The sequence below is a fragment of the Streptomyces sp. NPDC040432 genome, from assembly GCF_055595445.1.
The window spans coordinates 111,344-134,739 of the sequence record NZ_JBVIVP010000011.1; the positions used below are offsets into that span (position 1 = coordinate 111,344).

Sequence of the window (23,396 nt, forward strand, 5' to 3'; positions counted from 1 at the left end):
AGGGGCCGTGGGCGGGATTCCGCTTACGGCCCCTCCCAACATCCGCTTATGCTTCGGTCGTGTTCGATTCACGGCACATACGGACATTCCATGAAGTGGTCGCCGCCGGGTCCTACTCGGCGGCTGCGCGCGTCCTCGGGTACACCCAGCCGGCGATCACCCAGCAGATGAAGGCGCTCGAACGCGCCGTGGGCACACCGCTGTTCACCCGGGTCGGCCGGAAGATGAAACTCACCGAGGCCGGTGAGTCCCTGGCCCGCCACGCCGAGTCCATCCTGGGCAGCCTCTCGGCCGCCGAGGCCCAGCTGAAGGCCTACACCCGCCTGCGCACCGGCCGCGTACGCGTCTGCGGATTCCCCAGCGCCAACGCCACCCTCGTCCCGGAAGCCCTCAGCCAACTCGCCAAGGACCACCCCGGCGTACAGGTCGAACTGCTCGAAGGGGAACCGCCCGAGTCGCTGCGCCGGCTCCAGCGCGGAGAGTGCGACATCACGCTGGCCTTCACCTATCCGGGCCTGCACGAGGAGATCCCCGAGGACGTCGCCGAGGTCAGGCTGCTGGAGGACCAGCTGACGGTCCTGCTTCCGACCGGGCACCCGCTGGCCCGCCGCCGGGCCGTCCACCTCGGCGACCTCGCCGAGGAGCGCTGGATCGCCGGTTGCCCGCGCTGCCAGGCGAACCTGCTGCACGAATGCGCGGAGCTGGGGTTCGTGCCCGACATCCGGTTCGCGACCGATGACAACCTCGTGGTCCAGAGCCTCGTCGCACAGGGCCTGGGCGTGGCCATGATGCCCGCGCTGGTGCTGCCGTCGCTCTCGCTCAACCGCGTCTGCGGGCGCGTGCTCCAGCCTGCGGCCCGCCGACACATCGCCGCGTACGTGTACCGCGACCACCTGAGGATCCCGGCGACGGCCGTGGTGCTGGACGCCCTGAAGCAGGCGGCGTCGAACCGCGTCGGTTGCTGACCCGGCGGAACCGACCCTGCCCAACCCATAAGCGGAGCTTGGGTTTTCAGGGCGGAACTGGCGTTGGACGTGATGGACGGCCGGGCGGACGCTGCTCGTATGACCACCACCACGCCGGCCCGAACGACAGCGAGGATGGCCGCCCTCGTCAGTGAGATACGCAAGGTCGTGGACCGGGGCCTGGCCCCCGACCTGACCGCCTACCTGGTCGGAGAACGGCTCGCCCCGCACCTGGGCACCCCCGACCTGCTCACCGAGGGGCAGCGCGAGGGCCACCCCGACCGGTACCGGCAGCACATCCTGCACACCGAACCGGACGGCAGCTTCTCGGTGGTCGCCCTGGTGTGGCTGCCCGGCCAGGAGACCTCGATCCACGACCACGTCTCCTGGTGCGTCGCCGGGGTCCACGAGGGCGCGGAGAGCGAGATCCGCTACCGGCTCGCCCCGGCGGCGTCCCCGACGGAGCCCGCACGCCTGGTGGCGACCGAGCAGGTGGTCAACGGCCAGGGCGATGTGTGCGGCTTCGCCCCGCCCGGCGACATCCACAAGGTGCGCAACTCCTGTCGTACGACGGCGATCTCCCTTCACGTCTACGGCGCCGACGTGGCCCGCCTGGGCAGCAGCGTCCGCCGCGTCTACCCGGAGCCGGTGGACTGATGGCACTGCTGAACCGCACCCCGCACCGGCCGGAGCGGGTGCGACTGCTCGGTGTTTCACGTGAAACACCGAGCTCCTGGCCGGGGTTGATCCTGGCCGCGTCCGGCGCCCTGGTGGCCTGGGTCGCGCACCTGCTGGTCCCGGCGGTGCCGATGCTCACCGCCGCCGTCGTCCTCGGTATCGCCGTCGCCCACCTTCCCCGTCTGCGGACCGTCGTCCGGGGCCCCGCCCGCCCCGGCCTGTCCCTGGCGGGCCGGCGGCTGATGCGGATCGGCATCGTCCTGCTTGGCCTGGGCCTGGGCCTCGACCAGGTGGTCAGGCTGGGCTGGGCGACCGTGCTGATGGTGACCGGCGTCGTCGCGGCCACCTTCTTCGGCACGCTCTGGCTGGGCCGTCGCCTCGGACTACCCGGCGATCAGCCCCTGTTGATCGCCACCGGCTACTCGATCTGCGGCGCCTCGGCGATCGGTGCGGTGAGCCAGGTCTCCGGCAGCGACGAGGAGGACGTCGCCTCCTCGGTGGCCCTCGTCACCCTCTGCGGAACCCTCGCCATCGCCGTTCTCCCGCTGCTTCAGGGCCCGTTGGGACTCTCCGACCCGGCTTTCGGGCGCTGGGTGGGCGCCAGCGTCCACGACGTCGGGCAGGTCGTGGCGACCGCGCAGACGGCGAGCCCCGGCGCGCTCGGCGAGGCCGTTCTGGTCAAGCTGATGCGGGTGGCCCTGCTGGCCCCGCTGGTGGCCGCCGTGGCGCTCTCCCTACGGGCCCGCCGACACGGGGTACGCACGCCCTCGGGACGCAAGCCCGCCCCGGTACCGCTGTTCGTGGCCGGGTTCCTGGCCGCAGCCGCGGTGCGCGCCACGGGCCTGCTGCCCGACGTGGCCCTGGAGTGGGCGCACACGGCCCAGGAGGCGCTCCTGGCCGCCGCGCTGTTCGGCCTCGGAAGCGCCGTGCACCTGCCGACACTGGCCAGGACGGGCGGGCGCGCGGCGGTGCTGGGGCTGGGGGCGTGGGTGATGGTGGCGGGGGTCTCGTACGTGGGGGTCCTGCTCACCGTATGAGGCCGCGGAACAAGTGGAGTTGGCCATTTCGTGGCCGGAACCGACCGAACGTTCAGACTGCCCGCTGACTTCTCACGGCCCCCGTGCGACTCTGCCCCGGCCATCGCACGGCAGCACAGCCGATCGGCACGACAGATCACCCGACAGATCCCGCACCGACAGACCGCACCGACAGATCCGCACAGACAGAGCTCTTCACCCCCACCCTGCCCGGGCCGCACCGGTCCGGGCACGGCAGAAGGAGTCCTGCGTGAATCGTCATCGCACAGCGGCGTCCGTCCTCCTCGCCGCGGGCACCCTGCTCGCGGGAGCCCTGACGGCGGCCACCCCCTCGGCCGCCGCGGAACCGTCGCCCACCTCGTTCCGGCAGCAGCACAGCCAGGGGTTCTGGACCGCGGAACGGATGCGGCAGGCCGTCCCGCTCGACGTCACCGCCGCTCCCGGCTCCGTCCGGACGACGCCCTCGACCTCCGGCCGGCCCACCCTCGTGGCACCGACGACAGCCTCCGCCCCGACGGCCGCCTCGACCTCCGTCACCGCAGCTCCCGCGGCGTTCCCGCAGCCGGGCGGTCCCTGGACGGGTGGCGGGGCGGTCGTGAAGACCTCCGGGCGGGTCTTCTTCACCATGGGCGGCCGGACCGCGTCCTGCTCCGGCGACTCGATCACCAGCGCCAACGGCAGCACGGTCATCACCGCCGGCCACTGCGTGAAGTACCAGGGCGCCTGGCACACCAACTGGGTCTTCGTCCCCGCCTACGACAACGGCAACGCGCCCTACGGCCAGTGGTCCGCGACCAAGACCTTCGCCACGGACCAGTGGGCGGCGAGCGAGGACATGAACATGGACGTCGGTCTGGCCGTCGTCGCCCCGCTGAACGGCCAGAAGCTCAGCCAGGTCGTCGGAGCCCAGGGCATCCTCTTCAACGGTGGCTACAACAAGAAGATGTACTCCTTCGGCTTCCCCGCGGCCGCGCCCTACGACGGCTCCAAGCTCGTCCACTGCAGCGGGAACAGCAACAAGGACTTCCTGCTCACCAAGGACCACGGCCTGGGCTGCAACATGACCGGCGGCTCCAGCGGAGGCCCCTGGTTCCAGGACTTCAACGAGGCGACCGGCCTCGGCACCCAGGTGTCGGTGAACAGCTTCGGCTACGTCTTCTTCCCGAACCGCATGTTCGGCCCCTACTTCGGCAACGAGGTCAAGGCCGCCTACGACAAGGCCCAGACGGCCTGACCCGACCGGCTCCCCACCCCGCCCGGAACACCCACCCCACCCACCCCCACATCCCGGTACTCTGTACCGGCCAGGTGGGTTGCCCGAGCGGCCTAAGGGAACGGTCTTGAAAACCGTCGTGGCAGCGATGTCACCGTGGGTTCAAATCCCACACCCACCGCATGTGAACGACCCCCGACCGGGGCTCCTGGTCGGGGGTCGTTCCTTTTGACGTGATCGAAGGTCGTGGCCGGGACCCACACCGGCCTTCGGATCGCGCTGCGTGCCGATCAGCTCCTCGGCGCCACCGAGAAGGGCGCGCGGGGGCGGACCGGGTGCCCGTTCGGAGGCCGTTCCGGTGAACGGTCGGGTGGGGTGCGCGCCGAGGTCGGCTGGATGGTGGCCCGGTCACCGGGTCGGGTCAACGCGTGCGCGGAGTTCTTCGGGTTGCCGGGCGGGCTCGGGCATGCGGTGCCCAAGGGGCGAAGGAGACGGGCTAGCGCTCGTAGTCCTGGGCGAGGTCGGTCCAGGGCAGGGCGAGGAGGGCAGGGTCGGCCGTGTTCCCGGAGGGGATCACGGGCTCGTCCTGCAGCCAGACCACGGTGAGCGCCGAGTAGAAGGAGACGCCGCTGTGGGCCGGATCGACGGGGGCCGAGGTGAGCAGGGCGACGACGGCGACCGGGGGCAGGGTCTCGACCGGTCCGAAGGAGCCCGCAGGGACGCCCGGGAGGTCCCGGCGGGGCGGAACGACGTGGACCGGGTGGTCGGGGAAGGCGAGCGTGGCCTGGTGGAGCAGGGCGCTGAGCTTCATGTCGTTCAGGCGGGAGAACGGGTAGCCCTCCAGCATGTCGCCGTACGTCGACGTGAGGCGTATGTCGGCGATCGCGACCGTTCGCCCGGACGTGAGGTGGAGGTGGGTGAGGGACACGGGCGACGTCCTCGTGCTGGTGGCGGTGGGTCGGGCGGGTGGTGCGTCAGCGGTCGCGGGGAGGCCGAAGCCGGCCATCTCCTTCTCTTCGTAGGAGAGGAATCCCAGGTCGCGGTAGAACGCGTGGCTGACCTTGCCCTCGGGGGATGACGCGTGGTCGGTGGAGAGGAGGAAGAAGCGGCAGTGCCGGTACCGCTCCTTCAGTGCTTCGAGCAGCGCGCGGCCTATGCCCTTGCGGTGGTGGGCGGGGTCGACGAGCAGGTCCTGGACGTAGCAGACGTGTTCGTCGTCGGAGATCGTCCGGGTCAGGCCCATGAGGCGTCCCGACTCGTCCCGGGCCGTCAGGACGAGGTGCGAGTTGGCCACGCCGCGGCACAGACGCTCCGGGTCCGAGGTGTAGCCCACCCACTCGACCGAGCCGTAGAGGGCGAGCAACTCCTCTGCCTCGAAAGAGGTTTCCTGTTTGATGATCATGCGATTCCCCTGTCCTGTCGGGCATCCGGCGCCGGTCGTTCCATGATCTTGTCAGACTCGGATTGGCACCTTTGGGCCTTTCGAGTGGTGTTTGTCGGAAGATCGGCGCGCGGTGTGGGGGCCGTCCGGTTGCGACCACATCATGACGAATGTATTCAGATCCGCCCGTCGGAACATCGCGAAATGAGGCGCTCGTCATGAACAACCGCAGCACCGTCACGTCGATCTGGACCACCGTCCTCGCCGCTCTGGTGGCGTTCCTCGGCCTCCTCGGCCTCGCCTCGAAGACGGCCCCCGTGGCCGCCGCCGCGGTTGCCGCCGCTCCCGCGGCCCCCGCCGTGCGCCGGCCGGCGGTGGTGGCGCGGCGGACGTGGCGGGCGATGATGCGGGGAGGTTCGCTCCCGCCGACCATCAAGCAGCGGATCCGGGCCGAGGCCCACGGCAAGACCCCGTCCGTCCGCCGCTCCACCACTGCTGCCGCACTCGCCGGGAACGCCGGTACCGCTGTCGAAACCGAGCCGGCCGCGACGGTGCCCTCCGGTCCGGTCGCCGTGACGCCGCGTCGCGCCGCGGGTCGGGGCCGGCTGGGGCTGGCGGCGTAGGAAAGTCCGTTGGTCGCAGTCAGCTCGGGAACGGTCCCGGGCGTGGGAGCGGATGCGTGAGAGCGGCCGTGGGAGCAGGCGCCGCGGAAAAGGCTCACCGAAGTGGCACGAACGATGGACGTGGTACCGGAACCGGACGACCGATGGTCGTAGGGCCGGAAGCGGCAGGGCTTGAAGTGGTGGGACCCGCAGCAGTGGGATGTGAAGTCGTGGGACCCGAGCGAGTGGGGCCCGAACCAGGGGCCCGGAGTGCCGGGACCCGAAGCGGTACGGCCTGGAGCAGCGGATCCGGAACCAGAGGAACCGTACGCGGCAGGTGCACGAGCAGGACTTTCAGCAGTAGGGACGCTGTCAGGCGGATGGCCGCCGGCGGGGCCGCACGTCGTGGCCCGGAACCGGCAGGTGTGGCCGACGTGACGGCGTGCAGGGCGAAGCACACGGACTACGCGGGCAGCACGACGTACGCGGCACGACGCACGCAGGACGACGTGCGCGCGCGGCGAAGTGCGCAAGGCGGAGTTCGTTGTCGGACGTGCGTGATCAGGCGTGCGCGATCAGACGCGCGTGATCAGACGTGCGTGATCAGGCGTGCGTGAGGTGACGTGGGTGAGGCGTAGGCCGTAGGGCGAAGGGTGATGAAGGCGGACGGACTTGTGAACGGCGAAGCGCGAAGGTGCGCGGCCAGGACGCGAGGTTCAGGGGCGTAAGCCGTGGCGAGGCAGGTCGTGGCGACACGAGGTGCGGCACCGTACGGCGTGGGAACGCGGGGCGCTTGAGCCCGGTCGAGGTGGCCGTGGATCGCGTCGCGAAGTGCCCCGGTGGTGGGGCACGGGTGGTTCGCTCCGGCGGGCGCCGGGGGCGCGCAGGGGGCGTGAAGCTTGGTATCGCAGGGCCGCATGCCCGGGAGACGGTGGGTTTCCCGGATGAAGCGGTCCTCTTCGGCATGTCCGGGGTGGGTGGGTTTGGCGTAACGCTTCGCCTGGTGCGCGGCACGGGTTTCGCCGGGGTTCGAGCCGCTGAGCTGGGGCGTCGGCGGAGTGCATGGGGTTTATCCGGTGTTGCTCATGCTTGCGGGGGAATCGGGGGCTGCGGGGTGGTTCGCCGGGGATTCGGTGGGCAACTCTGGTCTCGCGACGTCGTCAGCACACGGAACGAACGGGGCGGTCGGCCAACTTCCCCGTAGTACACCCGACTTCGGTTTCTGGAGGATTCAGACATGGCAAGCATCCGTACCGCCCGCGTCATCGCCGCCGTCGCCGCTCTGCCCCTCGCCGTCGCCCTCTGCGGCGGGGTGGCCTCGGCCGACAACGGCTCCTTCGCGAACGACGGATCGAATGCGAGCGTCGCGAGCATCGTCGGCAGCGGTGTGGGCGGCAACAACAACGGCAACTCCTCCACCTCGCAGCAGGTGGCCACCGGCTCCGGTGCGTCGAACCAGAACAACACCGCACAGGTCAACGGTTCGGCCTTCACGGCGATCCACCAGGCCAACTCGACCATCGCGGTGAACTTCTTCCCCTGGTGACAGCGGTCCCCCCGGCCGCGCGAGCGGTGGTGAACCTCTGAGGGCGCCCGTACCACCGGACCGGCTGGGGTCCGGTGGTACGGGCGCTCCCGCACGTCCGGCGCCGGCGTCCCTCGGCTCCCGACCTTGACATCGGCATTGAATCTGACGGACAGTCAGGTTCACTCTTCTGATGTCCCGCCGGGAGGCCCGCGCCGTGCACCTCGCCCCGACCGAAGGTCAGTTGCGACTGCGCGCCGAGCTGCGCGCGTACTTCCGGAACCTGCTGCCGGACGGGGTGCCCGAGGACCCCGCCGCACAGCGCGCGGTCCTGCGCCGGATCGGCGCCGACGGACTGCTCGGCCTCGGCTGGCCCGTGGAGTACGGGGGCCAAGGGCGCGGGGCCGACGAGCAGTTCGTGTTCTTCGACGAGGCCTACCGGGCCGGCGCTCCCGTTTCCATGGTCACGCTCAACACCGTCGGCCCCACGCTCATGAAGTACGGGACCGAGCAGCAGAAGGACTACTTCCTGCCCCGGATCCTCAAGGGCGAGATCGTCTTCGCCATCGGCTATTCGGAGCCCGAGGCGGGTACCGACCTCGCCTCGCTGCGTACCCGGGCCGTCCGGGAGGACGACGCGTGGGTGATCGACGGCCAGAAGATCTTCACGTCCAACGCCCAGAACGCGGACTGGATCTGGCTCGCCTGCCGCACCGACCCCGAGGCCCCGAAGCACAAGGGCATATCGATCGTCCTGGTACCGACGGACAGCCCGGGCTTCGCCTGGACTCCGATCGACACGGTCGGCGGTCTCACCACCACGGCCACCTACTACGACTCCGTGCGCGTGCCGGCCGGTCACCTCGTCGGACCCGAGCACGGCGGCTGGGGCCTGATCACCAACCAGCTGAACCACGAACGCGTCGCCCTGGCCGCCATCGGCATGCAGGCCGAGGACTTCTACGGGGCGGCGCTGCGCCATGCCCGTACCCCCGACCCGGTCACCGGTGAGCGTCCGGCCGACCGGCCCTGGGTGCGGTCCCGGCTGGCCGAGGCGCACGCCCGGCTGGCCGCCGTACGCCTCCTCAACTGGCGCCTCGTCCAGGACGTGGGCGCGGGCTCGCTCGCCCCCGGCGACGCCAGCGGGGTGAAGTTCCTCGGCACGGAGTCCACGGTCGAGGTGTACCGGATGTGCCAGGAGGTGGTCGGCGAGGAGGCACTGGTCAGGGGGCCCGATGCCTTTGCCGCGGGCGAGCTGGAGCGGATGAACCGGGCCGCGCAGATCAACACCTTCGGCGGCGGGGTCAGCGAGGTCCAGCGGGAGATCGTCGCGATGATGCGGCTCGGCATGAAGGGGAGGAAGCGATGACCGGGGCACAGGGCGCCGAGGAGGCGGACCCGTTCCACGAGCGGCTGAAGGCCTTCGAGGGGCGGCCGGCCGCCACCGCGGGGCGCGCCAAGGACGCGGTCAACGAGCCGATGATCCGGCATTGGTGCGAGGCGATGGGCGACACGAACCCGTCCTACGCGGGACCCGGGGCCATCGCACCGCCCACCATGCTCCAGGCGTGGACGATGGGCGGACTGTCCGGCCACACCGACCGGTCCTCCGCACACGACGAGCTGTTCGGCCTCCTCGACGCCGCGGGCTGCACCTCCGTGGTCGCCACCGACTGCGAGCAGGAGTACCTGAGGCCGCTGCGCCCGGGGGACACGGTGACCTTCGACGCGGTGATCGAGTCGGTCTCGGCGCGCAAGACGACCAAGCTGGGCAGCGGGTACTTCGTGACGACCCGGATGAACGTCCACGCGGACGGTGAGCTCGCCGGAACGCACCGCTTCCGCATCCTCAAGTACGCCCCGGCCGCCAGGCCCACCCCCGCCGCCGAGCCCACCCCCGCCGTCTCCTCGAACGCCTCCGCGGCTCCTCACGCCTCCGCGGCTCCTCACGCCTCCGCGACCCCGAGCGACTCCGCCGCCCCGGTCGCAGCAGCGGTCGCAGACCGGGGACCCGCAGACCGGAAGCCCACCGGCCGCGAGCCCGCCGCCCGTCGCCCCCGCCCGGTGATCAACCGTGACAACCGAGGCTTCTGGGACGGAATCGCACGGCAGCGGCTGCTCATCCAACGCTGCACCGGCTGCGCCACCCTCCGCTTCCCCTGGCTGCCCGGCTGCAACGCCTGCGCCGGCACGGAGTGGGACACCGTCGAGGCCTCCGGCGCCGGCACGGTCTTCTCGTACGTCGTGATGCACCATCCCCCGTTCCCGGCCTTCGATCCCCCCTACGCGGTCGCGCTCGTCGAACTCGCCGAAGGCGTACGGATGGTCAGCAACATCACCGGCGTCCCGCACGACAAGGTGCGCATCGGGATGCCCGTCCGGTTGGAGTTCCTACGGGTCGACGAGGAACTGGAACTGCCCGTCTTCCGTGGGAGCGAGGGCTGATGGACTTCCACCCCACCGAGGAACAGGCCGCCGCGGCCGGGCTCGCCGCCACGATCTTCGGGGACCTCGCCACACACGAGCGCCTCGCCGCCGCGGGCACCGGCAGCGACGCCGAGCTGTGGAAGGCCCTCACCGCCGCCGGGCTCACCGCCGCGGTCGAGGACATCGGCCTGCTCGGCCTCGTCCTGCTCCTGGAGGAGCAGGGCCGCACCACCGCCCAGGTGCCGTACGCCGCGACCTGCGCGTACGGGATCCTGCCCCTGACGCGGCACGGCAGTGACGCGCAGCGCGCCCGCCTGCTGCCCGCCCTCGGCACGGGCGAGGCCGTGGTCTGCGGGGCCTTCCCCGCCCGGGGCCGGATCACGACCTCGCCGGACGGTCGGCTCACCGGCACCGCGCCGTTCGTGCCCTGGCTGCGGGACGCCACGCACGTCCTGGTCCCGGACGTGGACCGTGCCCTGTGGCTCGTACGGACCGACGCGCCCGGAGTGCGGACCACGCCCGTGGAGACCACCGCGCCCTGGGCTGCCGGACGGCTGGACCTGACCGGTGTCGACGGGGAGCGCCTCGGTGACGGCCCCGGGGCGTACGAGGACACGCTCGCCGTTGCCCGTACCGCCTTCGCCGGGCTGCAGGCGGGCGTCTGCGCCGGCTCGCTGGCCCGGGCCGTGGAGTACACCTCCACCCGCGAGCAGTTCGGCCGGCCGCTGTCCACGAACCAGGGCGTCATGCTGCGTGCCGCCGACGCGTACATGGACACGGAGGCGATCCGGGTCACCGCGTACGAGGCGGCCTGGCGGATCGACGCGGGGCTGACGGCGGACACCCACGCCCTGACGGCCGGCTGGTGGGCCTCGGAGGCCGGCAAGCGGGTCGTGCACGCCGGCCAGCACCTGCACGGCGGCATGGGCGCGGACCTGGACCACCCGGTGCACCGGCACTTCCTGTGGGGGCGCCAGCTGGACGCGTACCTGGGGTGCGGCAGCGAGTTGCTGGCCGAGCTGGGCACGCTCCTGTCCGAAGACGGCGCGGCGACCGCCGCGACCCCGGCCACCGAAGGGGACTTCGCATGAACGCCGGCGACACACCGCTGAAGGTCGGCGACACGCTGCCGCCCCTGGAGATACCGGTGACCCGCACGTTGATCGTCGCGGGCGCCATCGCCTCCCGCGACTACCAGGACGTGCACCACGACGCCGTACTGGCCCGGGAGAAGGGCTCCCCCGACATCTTCATGAACATCCTGACCACCAACGGCCTCGTCGGCCGGTACGTGACCGACCGGCTGGGCCCGCAGACCGTCCTGCGCAAGGTCGCCATCCGGCTGGGAGCCCCCAACCACCCGGGCGACACCATGACCCTCACCGGGACGGTGACCGCCCTCGACGGTGCCACCGCCGAGATCGGGATCGTCGGCGCCAACGGCCTCGGCCGACACGTCACCGGCACGGTCACCGTGTCCATGCGCCCGGGGGGCGCCGCATGAGCGTCCGCACCCGCGACGACCTCGGCGGCCGGGCCGCCATCGCCGGCATCGGCGCGACGGAGTTCTCCAAGGACTCGGGCCGCAGCGAGCTCAAGCTCGCCGTCGAGGCCGTGCACGCGGCCCTCGACGACGCCGGGCTGACCCCCGCCGACGTGGACGGCATGGTCACCTTCACGATGGACACCAGCCCCGAGATCACCGTCGCCCAGGCGGCCGGCATCGGGGACCTGTCCTTCTTCTCCCGGATCCACTACGGCGGCGGCGCGGCCTGCGCGACCGTCCAGCAGGCCGCTCTGGCCGTCGCCACCGGGGTGGCGGAGGTGGTCGTCTGTTACCGGGCCTTCAACGAGCGTTCGGGCCGGCGCTTCGGCTCCGGTGTCCAGCAGCGGGAAGCCTCGGCGGAGGGGGCGGCCCTCGGCTGGTCCCTGCCCTGGGGCCTGCTCACCCCGGCCTCCTGGGTGGCGATGGCCGCCCAGCGCTACCTGCACGCGTACGACCTCACCCCCGAGGCGTTCGGCCACGTCGCCGTCACCGACCGGCGGCACGCCGCCAACAACCCCGCCGCCTACTTCCACGGCAAGCCCATCACCCTCGCCGACCATGCGGCCTCGCGGTGGATCGTGGAGCCGCTTCGATTGCTGGACTGCTGCCAGGAGACGGACGGCGGCCAAGCCCTCGTCGTCACCACCACCGAGCGGGCGCGGGACCTGCGGCAGGCTCCCGCCGTGATCACGGCCGCCGCGCAGGGTGCCGGGCGCCGCCAGGAGGCGATGACGTCCTTCTACCGTGACGACCTCGCCGGGCTTCCGGAGATGGACGTGGTCGCCCGCCAGCTGTGGCGCACCAGCGGGCTCCGCCCCTCCGACATCGACGTCGGCATCCTCTACGACCACTTCACCCCGTTCGTGCTGATGCAGTTGGAGGAGTTCGGTTTCTGTCGGCCCGGTGAGGCCGCCGACTTCGTCGCCGCCGACGCGCTGCCGCTCAACACCCACGGCGGTCAGCTGGGTGAGGCCTACCTGCACGGTATGAACGGCATCGCCGAGGCCGTCCGTCAGTTGCGCGGCACCTCCGTCAACCAGGTCGCGGGAGCGGTGCACACCCTGGTCACGGCGGGTACCGGGGTGCCGACCTCGGGCCTGATCCTCGGCGCCGACCACTGACGTGCGGGTGTCGCGGGCGCGGCGTCCGCCCACGGGAGCCGGGTCGTGCCCCTCCACCTGAAGGAGGTGGGGCACGGCCCGGTCCTACAACCTGAGATGGACCCGTCTTCGGCACCTGGGGCCGATCCGGTGGGCGCGGGCCGCTCCTAGCGTGGAGACATGACCACGCCTGTGTGCACGCTCGCCTCGAACCCGACGCCGTACCCGTCGTTCTCGGCGTACGTACGGACCCGTGGCACGGTCCTGATGCGCACCGCGCGCTCGCTCACCGCCAACCCCTGCGATGCCGAGGACCTGCTCCAGACGGCACTCGCCAAGACGTACGTCGCCTGGGACCGCATCGAGGACCATCGCGCCCTGGACGGCTACGTCCGGCGGGCCCTCGTCAACACCCGCACCTCCCAGTGGCGCAAGCGCAAGGTCGACGAGTTCGTCTGCGACGAGCTCCCGGAGGTGGAGGAGCCGCCGGCCACCGACCCCGCGGAGGCGCAGGCCCTGCGGGACGCGATGTGGCGCGCCGTGACGCGGCTGCCCGACCGCCAGCGGGCCATGGTGGTCCTGCGCTACTACGAGGACCTGAGCGAGGTGCAGACCGCCGAGGTGCTCGGGGTCTCGGTCGGAACCGTGAAGAGCGCCGTCTCCCGGGCACTGGTCAAGCTCCGCGAGGACCCGGAACTGACCCCGGTCCGCTGACCGCACCCGCTCGTTCCACGTGGGCCTCCGCTCGTTTCACGTGAAACACGAAACTCCGCACCCGCTCGTTCCACGTGAAACACGAGCCTTCCCGGCCGGGCGTTTCACGTGAAACATCGCCACCCGCGACTCCGTAGGGTGATCGTCGTCGCTGTTTGTACTCCCGGGTAGTGACAGACCGACCGGTATGTGCGCAGAATCGGCAGCATCCGAAAGCCGCCGCAGCGCCGCAGCGCTCACCGGGAGGACGCTTTGCTGAGCACCATGCAGGACGTACCGCTCCTCGTCACCCGCATACTTCGACACGGGATGACGATCCACGGAAAGTCCCAGGTCACGACCTGGACCGGGGAGGCCGAGCCGCACCGACGCAGCTTCGCCGAGATCGGTACCCGCGCCAACCGTCTGGCCACCGCCCTGCGCGACGAGCTCGGTGTCCAGCAGGACGACCGCGTGGCGACCCTCATGTGGAACAACGCCGAGCACGTCGAGGCGTACTTCGCGATCCCGTCCATGGGCGCGGTCCTGCACACGCTCAACCTGCGTCTGCCCCCCGAGCAGCTGGTCTTCATCGTGAACCACGCCGTGGACCGGGTCGTCCTGGTCAACGGCACCCTGCTGCCGCTCCTCGCGCCGCTGCTGCCGCACCTGCCGACCGTCGAGCACGTCGTCGTCGCGGGCATCGGTGACCGCTCCGCCCTCGACGGTCTCGACGTGCGCGTGCACGAGTACGAGGAACTCATCGCGGGCCGCTCCGACCACTACGACTGGCCCGAGCTGGACGAACGCCAGGCAGCGGCCATGTGCTACACCTCCGGCACCACCGGCGACCCCAAGGGCGTCGTCTACTCCCACCGGTCCATCTACCTGCACTCCATGCAGGTCAACATGGCCGAGTCGATGGGGCTGAGCGACAAGGACACCACGCTCGTCGTCGTCCCGCAGTTCCACGTGAACGCCTGGGGCCTGCCGCACGCCACGTTCATGACCGGCATCAACATGCTGATGCCCGACCGGTTCCTGCAGCCCGCCCCGCTCGCCGAGATGATCGAGCGGGAGAAGCCCTCCCACGCCGCGGCCGTCCCGACCATTTGGCAGGGTCTGCTGGCCGAGGTCACCGCCCATCCCCGGGACCTGACCTCGATGAAGCAGGTCACCATCGGGGGCTCGGCCTGTCCGCCCTCCCTGATGGAGGCCTACGACCGGCTCGGCGTCCGGCTGTGCCACGCCTGGGGCATGACCGAGACCTCCCCGCTGGGCACCATGGCGCACCCCCCGGCCGGCCTGAGTGCCGAGGAGGAATGGCCCTACCGGGTCACCCAGGGGCGTTTCCCGGCGGGCGTCGAGGCCCGTCTCGTCGGCCCCGGCGGCGACCACCTGCCCTGGGACGGAGAGTCCGCGGGCGAGCTGGAGGTGCGCGGCACCTGGATCGCGGGCGCCTACTACGGGGGCGCGGCGGGTGAACCCGAGCGTCCCGCGGACAAGTTCAGCGCCGACGGTTGGCTCAAGACCGGGGACGTCGGAGTGATCAGCCCCGACGGCTTCCTCACCCTGACCGACCGCGCCAAGGACGTCATCAAGTCGGGCGGCGAGTGGATCTCCAGCGTCGAGCTGGAGAACGCCCTCATGGCCCACCCCGAGGTGGCCGAGGCCGCCGTCGTCGCCGTCCCGGACGACAAGTGGGGCGAGCGTCCGCTGGCCACCGTCGTCCTCAAGGAGGGTGCCACCGTCGACTACGCGGGGCTGCGCGACTTCCTCGCCGCGTCGATCGCCAAGTGGCAGCTGCCGGAACGCTGGAGCCTGATCGCCGCCGTACCGAAGACCAGCGTCGGCAAGTTCGACAAGAAGGTGATCCGCAAGCAGTACGCGGAGGGTGCCCTGGACGTCACCACCCTCGGCTGACCGGAGGCCGGGGCGGTCAGCCGCGCGTGAGCCACGGTCGTAGCAGCCTGCTCACGGCGGGCATGGCCACATAGGTCATCAAGGTGCTGAAGACGACGGCGAACGCGGCCGTCCGCAGCACGAAGTGGAGGTCCACCAGGTACGGCCCGAGCACCGCGTTGCCCGCCAGCGAGATCGGGAAGATGGCCAGCCCCGAGCTGATCACCATCTTCCAGCGCGGCGGCGCGGGCCGGGTCGTGCCCGGCTTGGCGAACCAGGTCTCCATGCCGTGGAGTTCGCGCCGGGCTATCTCCGTGTGGTGGTGACCGAGGCAGTTCGAGAACCACTGCGCCCGCTCGGGCGAGTCCTGCCAGCGCGCCAACGCGTCCTGGTTGCGGAAACGGTGCACGAGGAACCACGGCCCGCCCTCCACCGCGGGCCGGAACAGTCCGTACCCGAGGTGGTCGGGGAAACCCGCGGCCGTCTCCAGGATGCCGTGCGCCCACGCCTCGAACGTCTCCTCGTGGCCCGGCTCCACCTGCCGGGCTATCAGGAGGCTCACTTCGCCGTTGTCGGCGGGGACGGTCTGCTCGGACGTGTCGGTGATGGCCATCGGCCCAGGATGACTAGTTGGTGCCGATCTTGGCCAGCAGGTCCACGATGCGGCCCTGCACGTCCGTGGTGGTCGCCCGCTCGGCGAGGAACAGCACGCTCTCCCCCGAGGCCAGTCGGGGCAGTTCGGACGGCTCGATGCCGGCGGTCGTGTAGACGACCAGCGGGGTGCGGTTCAGCTGCCCGTTCGCGCGCAGCCAGTCCACGATCCCGGCCCGTCGGCGCCGGACCTGCATCAGGTCCATGACGACCAGGTTGGGCCGCATCCGGCTCGCCAGTTCCACGGCGTCGGTGTCGGCGCCGGCCCGCGCGACCTGGAGGCCGCGCCGCTCCAGAGCCGCGGTCAGGGCGGTGGCGATCTCCGTGTGCTCCTCGATCAGCAGGACCCGGGAGGGGTGCTGCTCGCTGTCGCGCGGCGCCAGCGCCTTCAGCAGCACGGCGGGATCCGCGCCGTACGCCGCCTCCCGCGTGGCGTGGCCCAGCCCGGCCGTGACCAGAACGGGCACCTCGGCGGCCACCGCGGCCTGACGCAGCGACTGCAGGGCGGTCCGGGTGATCGGACCGGTCAGCGGGTCGACGAACAGCGCCGCGGGGAACGCCGCGATCTGGGCGTCGACCTCCTCACGGGAGTGCACGATCACCGGGCGGTAGCCCCGGTCGCTGAGCGCCTGCTGGGTCTGCGCGTCGGGCGCGGGCCACACCAGCAGCCGGCGCGGGTTGTCCAGGGGCTCCGGGGGCAGCTCGTCGTCCACGGGCCGCGGTACGGGCCGGTTGACCACCTCGACGGCGCCACCGGGGCCGTCCAGCGGCTCGGGCCCCTCGTCGGAACCCGCCTCGGGTGCCCCTATGGCGAAGGCGCGCCCCTGGGGCGCCGGTTCGGAGAGCCGGCGACGCCGGCCCGAGCCGGAACCGCCCTGTCCCGCGCCGTTCGTGTCGCCGGCGCCGGGGTCCACGGAGATCCCCTGGCCGATGGTGCCGAGCGTGCGCACGCTGATCGGCTGCCCGGAGGTCGCCGGGGCGCCACCGGGGCGGCGCGCGCCCGGGACGGCGGCCGGGGCGTCCGCCGCGTCGTCCTCGGCGGCGGTACGGGCCGACGGCACGGGCCAGGCCGGCGCGGCGGGCACCCCGCGGCGCCTACCGGTCGGGTGCGCGGGGTCCTCGGGGTCCTCGGTGGAGGCCTCGGGCGCCTCGGGCTCGGCGCCCGCGGGTGCGCCGAGCACCCTGCGGGCCCGGCGCCCGGCCGACGGGTCCGCGTCGGCCTCGGCGGGAGCGGGGGCCGAACCCGCCATGGCGGGAGCCTGCGGAGCGGCCGGAGCCGGACCGGAGGGCAGCGCGAAGCCGCCCTCGGGAGCGATGGGCCGGGGCGCGGCGAGCCCGGCCGCCGGAACGGGACCACCGGGCTGCGCCGCCGGAGCGACGGGGCCCAGCGCCCGGCGGCGTCCGGCCGGATGTTCGGTGACGGGAACCGGGGGCACCGCCGGTACGGGTGGCAGCGCGGGCATGCCGGTGCCCTGCGGGGGCACGGGCCGGTCGGCTCCGCCCGGCTCGGCGTCGGAGCTTCCGTCACCGTCCCGGCCGCGCCGGCGTCCGGTGCCCAGCCCGGCGGGGTTGACCGGGGACTGCGCGAGTTCCGCGGGACCGGAGTCGGCGTGGCTGCCGTCCGCCCGGCGCCGCCCGGACGGCAGCGCGAGCGCGCCGCCCTCACGGGCCGCAGGGGCCTTCGCCTCGTCGCCGCCGTCCTCCAGGAAGGCGTCCACTCCGCGCCGTGCCCGGCGCCCACCGGGGCCGTTGCCGCCGGACGCGGACCCGGCGTCCTGGCCGTCCTCGGGCGCCGCGGGATCCTCGGGCGGCTCCGGCAGGGTCACCGTCCCGGCACCCGATCCCAACGGCAGTTCCAGTACGTACGCGCCGCCGGGCGCGCCCGGCACCTCCACCGTCTGCAGGACCCCGCCGTGCGCGGCGACGATGCCCCGGACGACCGGCTCGTGCACGGGGGTGCCGCCCTCGTGGGGGCCGCGCACCTCGATGCGTACGACCTCGCCGCGCTGGGCGGCGGCGACCACGATCGTCGAGTCCCCGTACCCGCTGCCCTGGGCCGTCTTGCCGGTGGCGTCCACTCCGGCGACGTCGGCGACCAGGTGGGCGAGGGCGGTCGCGATGCGGTCCGCGTCCACCTCGGCCTCGATGGTCGGGGCGTGCACGGCGAACTGCACCCGGCCGGGGCCGATCAGTTCGACCGCGCCGTCGATGCCGGCCGAGACGACCGTGTTGATCAGGACGTTCTTCTTCTTGAGCTTCTCGGCGCCCGCGTCGAGCCGCTGGAAGGCGAGCACGTTGTCCACCAGCGCGGTCATCCGGGAGTACCCGGCGGCCAGGTGGTGCAGCAGCTGGTTGGCCTCGGGCCACAGCTGGCCCGCGTCGTCGGCGGCCAGGGTGGCCAGTTCCCCGCGCAGTTCGTCGAGGGGGCCGCGCAGCGAATCGCCGAGGACGGCCAGCAACTGGGCGTGGCGTGCGGCGAGGGCGTCGTAGGCCCGCCGGTCGGTGAACGTCATGACGGCGCCGACGAGCAACTCCCCGTCCCGCACGGGCGACGTCGTCAGGTCCACGGCGACGGGCTGTCCGGACTTGTTCCAGAGCACCTGCCCGCGGACCCGGTGCTTGCGGCCGCTGCGCAAGGTGTCGGCGAGGGGGGACTCGTCGAAGGGGAACGGCGAGCCGTCGGCGCGCGAGTGCTGGACCAGGCCGTGCAGCTCGCGGTTGCCGAGGTCGGTGGCGCGGTAGCCGAGGATCTGCGCGGCGGCGGGATTCACCAGGACGACCCGGCCGTCGGTGTCGGTGCCCACCACGCCCTCGGCGGCTGCCCGCAGGATCATCTCGGTCTGCCGCTGCGAGCGGGCCAGCTCGGCCTCGGTGTCGACGGTTTCGGAGAGGTCGCGCACGACGAGCATCAGCAGCTCGTCACCGGTGTAGGCGGGCTGGGGCTCGCGGTAGGCGTCCCGGCCGTCGAGGTGGGCGCTGGTGACCTCGACGGGGAACTCGGAGCCGTCGGTACGACGCGCGGTCATCCGCTTGGGCTTGGAGCGACCCTCTTCGTCATCGCCGGGCCGGCGCATCGAACCGGGGATCAGCTTGGAGTCGAACTCCGGCAGCAGGTCCAGTACACCGCGTCCGACGAGCCCCGTGCCGGGGCTCTCCATGACCGCGAGGGCGATCGAATTCGCGTTGACGACCGTGCCGTTGGCGTTGACGAGCAACAACGCGTCCGGGAGCGCGTCGAGTATTGCTGCGAGGCGAGCAGCGCCTCGGGATGGCCTGCTGCTCACGACGAGCTTCCTCCCTGACCACGACTACCGGCATGTCACGGGAGGAGTCTAAGGGCACGGCCCCGCGGGGAGGTGGCGGATGTACGGGGGAAACCGCGCATCCCGCGCATACTCCCAGGTCAGGAACGCGCACTCGGAAGCACAGGTTCCAGGTCGTTCCACCGGGCGATGTCGCATCCGTTCTGTCGCCGGAAGGTGCTGTCCACCTTCTCGCCACGCCACGTTCCGGTGACACGGGCGGTCGCGGGACCGCCGTCCTGGAAGGTGCAGATCTGCCGCTTCGGCTCGGGCGCGAAGGGGTTCTTGCCCTGCCGGGCGAGCTCGTCGAGACGCGCGCAGGCCTTCTTCGCCTCGGGGTGGTTGCCGGCGACGGGGTCGCACTCCAACCGGTACTCGCCGTCGAGGAACCGGTTGCCGGTCTCTGAGACGGCGATGGTGAGGTGGTCGGGTTCGGGGGCGGACAGCAGCCGCGCCACCGGTAGGGACGGCAGCGGCGGCAGGGGGCCGACGGCCGCTGCGGCCAGGGCTGAGGTGACGGCGAAGGCGGCGAGACGCAGCATGGGGCACTCCAGGTCGTCCGTACGTCGTACGCCCCACCAACGACGAGCCGGCCCCGATGTTGCGTACGAGGGCGGGGATGTGTGCCGTACGTGTGCCGCACGTGTGTGCCGTGATCGGCCGGACCGGGGTGGGCCCCGGGACCGTGGCGGCTTCCGTCGGGCCCCCGGACGGCTCGGCGGACAGGGGGGTGGGCCGCCCCGGGAACGGCGGGTTCGCCGTGCGGCACCCGGCCGCCACACGGCTTTCGAGGGAGTGGCTTAAGGCTTTGCCCTGCGCCCCCGGCTCCTTGTACCGTGGGAGCGGATTGGTGAGCGGCCCTACGGCTGTGTCATCATCTGCACGCACCTTCGTACGCGGGGGTGTGCTGGAGGCGTCGCCTAGTCCGGTCTATGGCGCCGCACTGCTAATGCGGTTTGGGGCTTACCCCCCATCGAGGGTTCAAATCCCTCCGCCTCCGCACCTGACGAAGCCCCGGTCCACACGGACCGGGGCTTCGGTGCGTTCGGGGTGTTGACTCGGGCCGCCCGCCATCGGTCACCCGTGCGGGGAAGGGTCCGCGCGAAGGCGTGCCGGACTCCCCCGAGAGCTGCCAATCGATCTTCTTCTGAGGTGTTTTCGCAGGTCAGAAGGGGTGGGGCTAATGGATTTCGCGTCCCGCCGAGGTCCATGTATTGTTGTTCTCGCAAGGCCAACGGGGCGCAAAACCCCGGGAAGCCCAAGCACTCGTAGCTTAACGGATAGAGCATCTGACTACGGATCAGAAGGTTGCAGGTTCGAATCCTGCCGAGTGCACAGCCGAAAAGGCCCCCCGGTTCACCGGGGGGCCTTTTGCGTTGTCTTCACATCGTCGTCGCTAGCCTTCGAGAGGCTGTTGATCGTTTCGATCCTTCGAGGGGGGACCCATGGGTCTGTTCGGGAACGCGCACACCGTCGATCCGGTTTCGGCGCAGCGGGACTACGCCCGGTTGCTGGGGAACGGCGAGCAGGTCCACGCCGCCTTCCTGCTGATCCGGGACACGATCCTGTTCACCGACCGACGGCTGGTGCTCGTCGACAAGCAGGGGCTCACGGGGAAGAAGGTGGAGTACCACTCGATCCCCTACCGGAGCATCACGCACTTCTCCGTGGAGACGGCCGGGCACTTCGACATGGACGCCGAGCTCAAGATCTGGATATCGGGTGCCCCGGCACCGATCGAGAAGACCTTCACCAAGGGCGTCGACATCTACGAGGTGCAGGCGATCCTGACCCAGTTCGTCGCCCGGTAGCCGGGACCGGTGTCGGCGCCGGCCCTCCGGGGCCCCTGCCGACTCGGGCCCCGTCGGGGGTCGTGTTTCACGTGAAACACGACCCCGCCGTCGGTCGGTGGTCACGTCCGGACGCGCGGCAGCCCCGTCACGGACATCACCAGCGAGTAGAGCGAGGTGGTGGCGGTGATGAAGAGACGGTTGTTCTTCGGGCCGCCGAAGGCGATGTTCGAGACGGGTTCCGGGACGTGCACGCGGCCGATGAGGTCGCCGTCCGCCGCGTAGCAGTGCACGCCCGAATCCATCGCGGCCGCCCACAGCCGGCCCTCGTCGTCGAAGCGGATGTTGTCGACCCCGGGACAGGTCGCGAAGACGCGGTCACCGTCGAGGGTGCCGTCCGCGGCGACCTCGAAGGCGCGGATGTGGCCGGCGCGGGTGTCCGCGGCGTACAGCTCCCTCTCGTCCGCGGAGAAGACCAGTCCGTTCGGGCCGAGGAAGTCGTCCGCGACGATCCGGACCTCACCGCTGGTCGGGTCGGCGCGGTAGAGGTTGCAGGCGCCGATCTCGCTCGGCGCCCGGTGGCCCTCGTAGTCGCTGGTGATGCCGAAGTCCGGGTCGGAGAACCAGACGGAGCCGTCCGAGCGCACCACCGCGTCGTTCGGGCTGTTGAGGCGCCTGCCGTTCCAGCGGTCGGCGATGACCGTGATCCGCCCGTCGTGTTCGGTCCGGGTGACGCGCCGGTTGCCCTGCTCGCAGGTGATCAGGCGGCCTTCGCGGTCGAGGGTATTGCCGTTGGAGTGGCCCGCGGGGGAGCGGAACGCCGAGACCGCGCCCGTGGTCTCGTCCCAGCGCAGCATCCGGTCGTTCGGGATGTCGCTCCACACCAGCTGGCGCCAGGCCGGTAGGTACAGGGGGCCCTCGGCCCAGCGGCAGTCGTCGTACAGCCGCTCCAGGCGGGCGTCGCCGTTGGCGCAGCGGCCGGTACGGAAACGTTCGTCCAGGATCTCGTACAAGCCGGGGTCGGCTATGGCTGACATTCTTCCCCCTGACTTCCGGTTTGCCGAACAGTGTTCGGTGTGATGGTGAGATTGCAGGATCAGGTACCGTCTTCGCAAGAGCTGCCGGCTCATGAGAGGAAGATCGCGTGGACGACATCGACCGGGCGCTCGTCCTGTGTCTCCAGCAGGACGCGGGTCAGTCGTACGCAGCCCTCGGCGCCGCCGTCGGGCTCTCGGCCGGGGCGACCCACGAACGGGTGCGCAAGCTCCGCGAGCGCGGGGTCATCCGGCGGACCACCGTCGACGTCGACCCGGCCGCCGTGGGCAGTGGGGTGCTCGCCTACGTGATGGTCGACTCCCGTACGTGGATGGGCGAGTCCGGGCCCGCGTTCGAGGCGATTCCGGAGATCCAGGAGGCCCACGTCATCGCGGGAAGCGCCTCCGTGCTGGTCAAGGTCCGCACCGCCTCCACCGAGCAACTGCAGGACGTACTCCGCCGGCTGTACGCGATCGACGGGGTCAGCGGCACCCACGCCACCGTCGTCCTCGACACCTTCTTCGAACGGCCGCTCCCGCTGTGACCTGGAGGTGCACCGGGATCCGCTGGGTGGCCGGGCACCCGGCCATCGGCTGGACCGGCCGCGCGGACCGCGACAGCCCGCTCGTCCTCGGGCAGCGGCTGGCCTTCACCACCCGGGGCGAACGCCGCTGCCTGGGCGTGCGGCGGGCCGGCAAGCGCACCCCCTGCCCCACCGGACAGGCCGTACCGGGCCGCGTCGGGAACGCCCAGTGCCCCGAGTGCGCCCGACTGGACCGGTCCTTCTCGGTGGCCGCCGACACCAACGCCGCCGACCCGCGCCCCTACCGGGTCTACCTGGCGTGGTTCGGCCCCGACACGGTCAAGGTCGGCATCACGGCCGAGGAACGCGGCCCGGCCCGTCTCCTGGAACAGGGCGCGGTGACGTGGACCTGGCTGGGACGGGGCCCTTTGATGGCCGCGCGCCGCACCGAGGAACTGCTGCGCGCCGCCCTCGGGGTACCGGACCGGATCGCCTACGCGCGCAAGCGCGTCCTGCGCGGCATGCTGCCCCCCGAGCCCGAGCGGGCCCGTCAGGTCGCCGAGCTGCACGCCCGGTCGGCCGCCCTTCCCGGATGGCCGGAATCCCTGGAGCGGCTGCCCTGCGACGTCACCGATCACGCCGTGACCTTCGCGCCGGCCGGGCTACCGGCGCCCGTCCGGGTGGTCACGGAGCTGGTGCCGGGCGGGACGGTGGTGGGCGTGCCGGTGGGCGCGGCCGGGCCGGACCTGCACTTCGCCGACGGGCTCGTGCTGGACGGGCGGCTCCTGGCCGGGTGGGAACTGGTCGCCGTGCCCGCGCAGGTGGAGGCCGTCACCGACGTGCCGCTCGCGGAGATCGCCCCGCCGGCTCCGGAGACCGCGCAGGACGGTCTGTTCTGACCGGTCGGGGGCGCCCCCCCGATCGGTCGGTGTGGACGCCCTCGATCGGTCGGGGAGGGTCGGCCGCACGCGGTGGGCAAGGTCAAAACTTGGATCCCTTTGGCCTTCCGGGGCCGATTGCGGTGGA

Annotated in this window: 21 protein-coding genes and 3 tRNA genes; 19 read left to right on the forward strand and 5 right to left on the reverse strand. The window is 71.8% G+C overall.

Annotated features, from left to right (window positions below):
- Positions 1 to 59 precede the first annotated feature (59 nt).
- The 5 genes from ACZ58N_RS22880 to ACZ58N_RS22900 all read left to right on the forward strand — a co-directional run bounded on the left by ACZ58N_RS22880 (position 60) and on the right by ACZ58N_RS22900 (position 4,074).
- Positions 60 to 965 carry a LysR family transcriptional regulator gene (locus ACZ58N_RS22880; protein WP_471162847.1) on the forward strand — a complete coding sequence of 302 codons (906 nt, stop codon included), beginning with the start codon at positions 60 to 62 and terminating at the stop codon, positions 963 to 965.
- Positions 966 to 1,064: 99 nt separating this feature from the next.
- On the forward strand, positions 1,065 to 1,622 hold the full coding sequence (locus ACZ58N_RS22885) for a cysteine dioxygenase family protein (RefSeq protein ID WP_319189655.1): 558 nt from the start codon (positions 1,065 to 1,067) through the stop codon (positions 1,620 to 1,622).
- Complete coding sequence (locus ACZ58N_RS22890) at positions 1,622 to 2,680, forward strand: YeiH family protein (RefSeq protein WP_471162851.1); 1,059 nt, start codon at positions 1,622 to 1,624, stop codon at positions 2,678 to 2,680. Before ACZ58N_RS22885 ends, ACZ58N_RS22890 begins: the two co-directional genes overlap by 1 nt.
- Positions 2,681 to 2,930: 250 nt before the next feature.
- Positions 2,931 to 3,914 carry a trypsin-like serine peptidase gene (locus ACZ58N_RS22895; protein WP_471162853.1) on the forward strand — a complete coding sequence of 328 codons (984 nt, stop codon included), beginning with the start codon at positions 2,931 to 2,933 and terminating at the stop codon, positions 3,912 to 3,914.
- Positions 3,915 to 3,987: 73 nt separating this feature from the next.
- A tRNA-Ser gene (locus tag ACZ58N_RS22900) sits at positions 3,988 to 4,074 on the forward strand.
- Between the two features lie 315 nt (positions 4,075 to 4,389).
- Here ACZ58N_RS22900 and ACZ58N_RS22905 read toward each other — a convergent pair.
- Positions 4,390 to 5,295, reverse strand: coding sequence for a GNAT family N-acetyltransferase (locus ACZ58N_RS22905; RefSeq protein ID WP_471162856.1), 906 nt, complete (start codon positions 5,293 to 5,295; stop codon positions 4,390 to 4,392).
- A gap of 197 nt (positions 5,296 to 5,492) precedes the next feature.
- Between ACZ58N_RS22905 and ACZ58N_RS22910 the strand changes: the two genes are divergently transcribed.
- From ACZ58N_RS22910 to ACZ58N_RS22950, 9 genes are all read left to right on the forward strand, one after another.
- The gene (locus tag ACZ58N_RS22910; RefSeq protein ID WP_471162859.1) at positions 5,493 to 5,897 is read left to right on the forward strand and encodes a DUF6344 domain-containing protein; all 405 of its coding nucleotides are present in this window, start codon (positions 5,493 to 5,495) and stop codon (positions 5,895 to 5,897) included.
- Positions 5,898 to 7,113: 1,216 nt separating this feature from the next.
- Positions 7,114 to 7,422 (forward strand): hypothetical protein, encoded by a 309-nt coding sequence (locus tag ACZ58N_RS22915; RefSeq protein WP_471162862.1) that lies wholly within the window; start codon positions 7,114 to 7,116, stop codon positions 7,420 to 7,422.
- Positions 7,423 to 7,618: 196 nt separating this feature from the next.
- On the forward strand, positions 7,619 to 8,770 hold the full coding sequence (locus ACZ58N_RS22920; RefSeq protein WP_471163105.1) for an acyl-CoA dehydrogenase family protein: 1,152 nt from the start codon (positions 7,619 to 7,621) through the stop codon (positions 8,768 to 8,770).
- Entirely contained in the window at positions 8,767 to 9,846 is a 1,080-nt protein-coding gene (locus ACZ58N_RS22925) for a bifunctional MaoC family dehydratase N-terminal/OB-fold nucleic acid binding domain-containing protein (RefSeq protein ID WP_471162865.1), read from the forward strand. The genes ACZ58N_RS22920 and ACZ58N_RS22925 overlap by 4 nt, the downstream gene beginning before the upstream one ends.
- Complete coding sequence (locus ACZ58N_RS22930; protein WP_471162867.1) at positions 9,846 to 10,919, forward strand: acyl-CoA dehydrogenase family protein; 1,074 nt, start codon at positions 9,846 to 9,848, stop codon at positions 10,917 to 10,919. Before ACZ58N_RS22925 ends, ACZ58N_RS22930 begins: the two co-directional genes overlap by 1 nt.
- A 17-nt stretch (positions 10,920 to 10,936) precedes the next feature.
- Complete coding sequence (locus ACZ58N_RS22935; RefSeq protein ID WP_471163108.1) at positions 10,937 to 11,332, forward strand: MaoC family dehydratase; 396 nt, start codon at positions 10,937 to 10,939, stop codon at positions 11,330 to 11,332.
- Positions 11,329 to 12,495 carry a lipid-transfer protein gene (locus ACZ58N_RS22940; protein ID WP_471162870.1) on the forward strand — a complete coding sequence of 389 codons (1,167 nt, stop codon included), beginning with the start codon at positions 11,329 to 11,331 and terminating at the stop codon, positions 12,493 to 12,495. The genes ACZ58N_RS22935 and ACZ58N_RS22940 overlap by 4 nt, the downstream gene beginning before the upstream one ends.
- 159 nt (positions 12,496 to 12,654) lie before the next feature.
- A complete protein-coding gene (locus ACZ58N_RS22945; RefSeq protein WP_471162873.1) occupies positions 12,655 to 13,188 on the forward strand; it encodes a SigE family RNA polymerase sigma factor in 534 nt (177 codons plus the stop codon).
- Positions 13,189 to 13,440: 252 nt separating this feature from the next.
- The gene (locus tag ACZ58N_RS22950; protein WP_471162876.1) at positions 13,441 to 15,090 is read left to right on the forward strand and encodes a long-chain fatty acid--CoA ligase; all 1,650 of its coding nucleotides are present in this window, start codon (positions 13,441 to 13,443) and stop codon (positions 15,088 to 15,090) included.
- Positions 15,091 to 15,106: 16 nt separating this feature from the next.
- Here the strand turns inward: ACZ58N_RS22950 and ACZ58N_RS22955 are convergent, their stop codons facing one another.
- The 3 genes from ACZ58N_RS22955 to ACZ58N_RS22965 all read right to left on the reverse strand — a co-directional run bounded on the left by ACZ58N_RS22955 (position 15,107) and on the right by ACZ58N_RS22965 (position 19,564).
- Complete coding sequence (locus tag ACZ58N_RS22955) at positions 15,107 to 15,682, reverse strand: antibiotic biosynthesis monooxygenase (protein ID WP_471162878.1); 576 nt, start codon at positions 15,680 to 15,682, stop codon at positions 15,107 to 15,109.
- Positions 15,683 to 15,695: 13 nt separating this feature from the next.
- Positions 15,696 to 19,004 carry a response regulator gene (locus ACZ58N_RS22960; protein ID WP_471162881.1) on the reverse strand — a complete coding sequence of 1,103 codons (3,309 nt, stop codon included), beginning with the start codon at positions 19,002 to 19,004 and terminating at the stop codon, positions 15,696 to 15,698.
- A 119-nt stretch (positions 19,005 to 19,123) separates the two neighbouring features.
- Positions 19,124 to 19,564 carry an SSI family serine proteinase inhibitor gene (locus tag ACZ58N_RS22965; protein WP_471162883.1) on the reverse strand — a complete coding sequence of 147 codons (441 nt, stop codon included), beginning with the start codon at positions 19,562 to 19,564 and terminating at the stop codon, positions 19,124 to 19,126.
- A gap of 367 nt (positions 19,565 to 19,931) precedes the next feature.
- Here ACZ58N_RS22965 and ACZ58N_RS22970 point away from each other — a divergent pair.
- From ACZ58N_RS22970 to ACZ58N_RS22980, 3 genes are all read left to right on the forward strand, one after another.
- Positions 19,932 to 20,022: transfer RNA gene (locus tag ACZ58N_RS22970), tRNA-Ser, on the forward strand.
- A 262-nt stretch (positions 20,023 to 20,284) separates the two neighbouring features.
- Positions 20,285 to 20,357 (forward strand) — tRNA-Arg (locus ACZ58N_RS22975).
- A gap of 110 nt (positions 20,358 to 20,467) precedes the next feature.
- On the forward strand, positions 20,468 to 20,833 hold the full coding sequence (locus ACZ58N_RS22980) for a PH domain-containing protein (RefSeq protein ID WP_389699990.1): 366 nt from the start codon (positions 20,468 to 20,470) through the stop codon (positions 20,831 to 20,833).
- Positions 20,834 to 20,934: 101 nt separating this feature from the next.
- Here the strand turns inward: ACZ58N_RS22980 and ACZ58N_RS22985 are convergent, their stop codons facing one another.
- Positions 20,935 to 21,849, reverse strand: a complete 915-nt coding sequence (locus ACZ58N_RS22985; RefSeq protein ID WP_471162886.1) for an SMP-30/gluconolactonase/LRE family protein — start codon at positions 21,847 to 21,849, stop codon at positions 20,935 to 20,937.
- Between the two features lie 107 nt (positions 21,850 to 21,956).
- On the opposite strand from ACZ58N_RS22985, the gene ACZ58N_RS22990 reads away from it, so the two are divergent.
- Positions 21,957 to 22,391 carry an Lrp/AsnC family transcriptional regulator gene (locus ACZ58N_RS22990; protein ID WP_471162889.1) on the forward strand — a complete coding sequence of 145 codons (435 nt, stop codon included), beginning with the start codon at positions 21,957 to 21,959 and terminating at the stop codon, positions 22,389 to 22,391.
- Entirely contained in the window at positions 22,388 to 23,269 is an 882-nt protein-coding gene (locus tag ACZ58N_RS22995) for a DUF2797 domain-containing protein (RefSeq protein ID WP_471162892.1), read from the forward strand. Before ACZ58N_RS22990 ends, ACZ58N_RS22995 begins: the two co-directional genes overlap by 4 nt.
- The last annotated feature ends 127 nt before the right edge of the window (positions 23,270 to 23,396 follow it).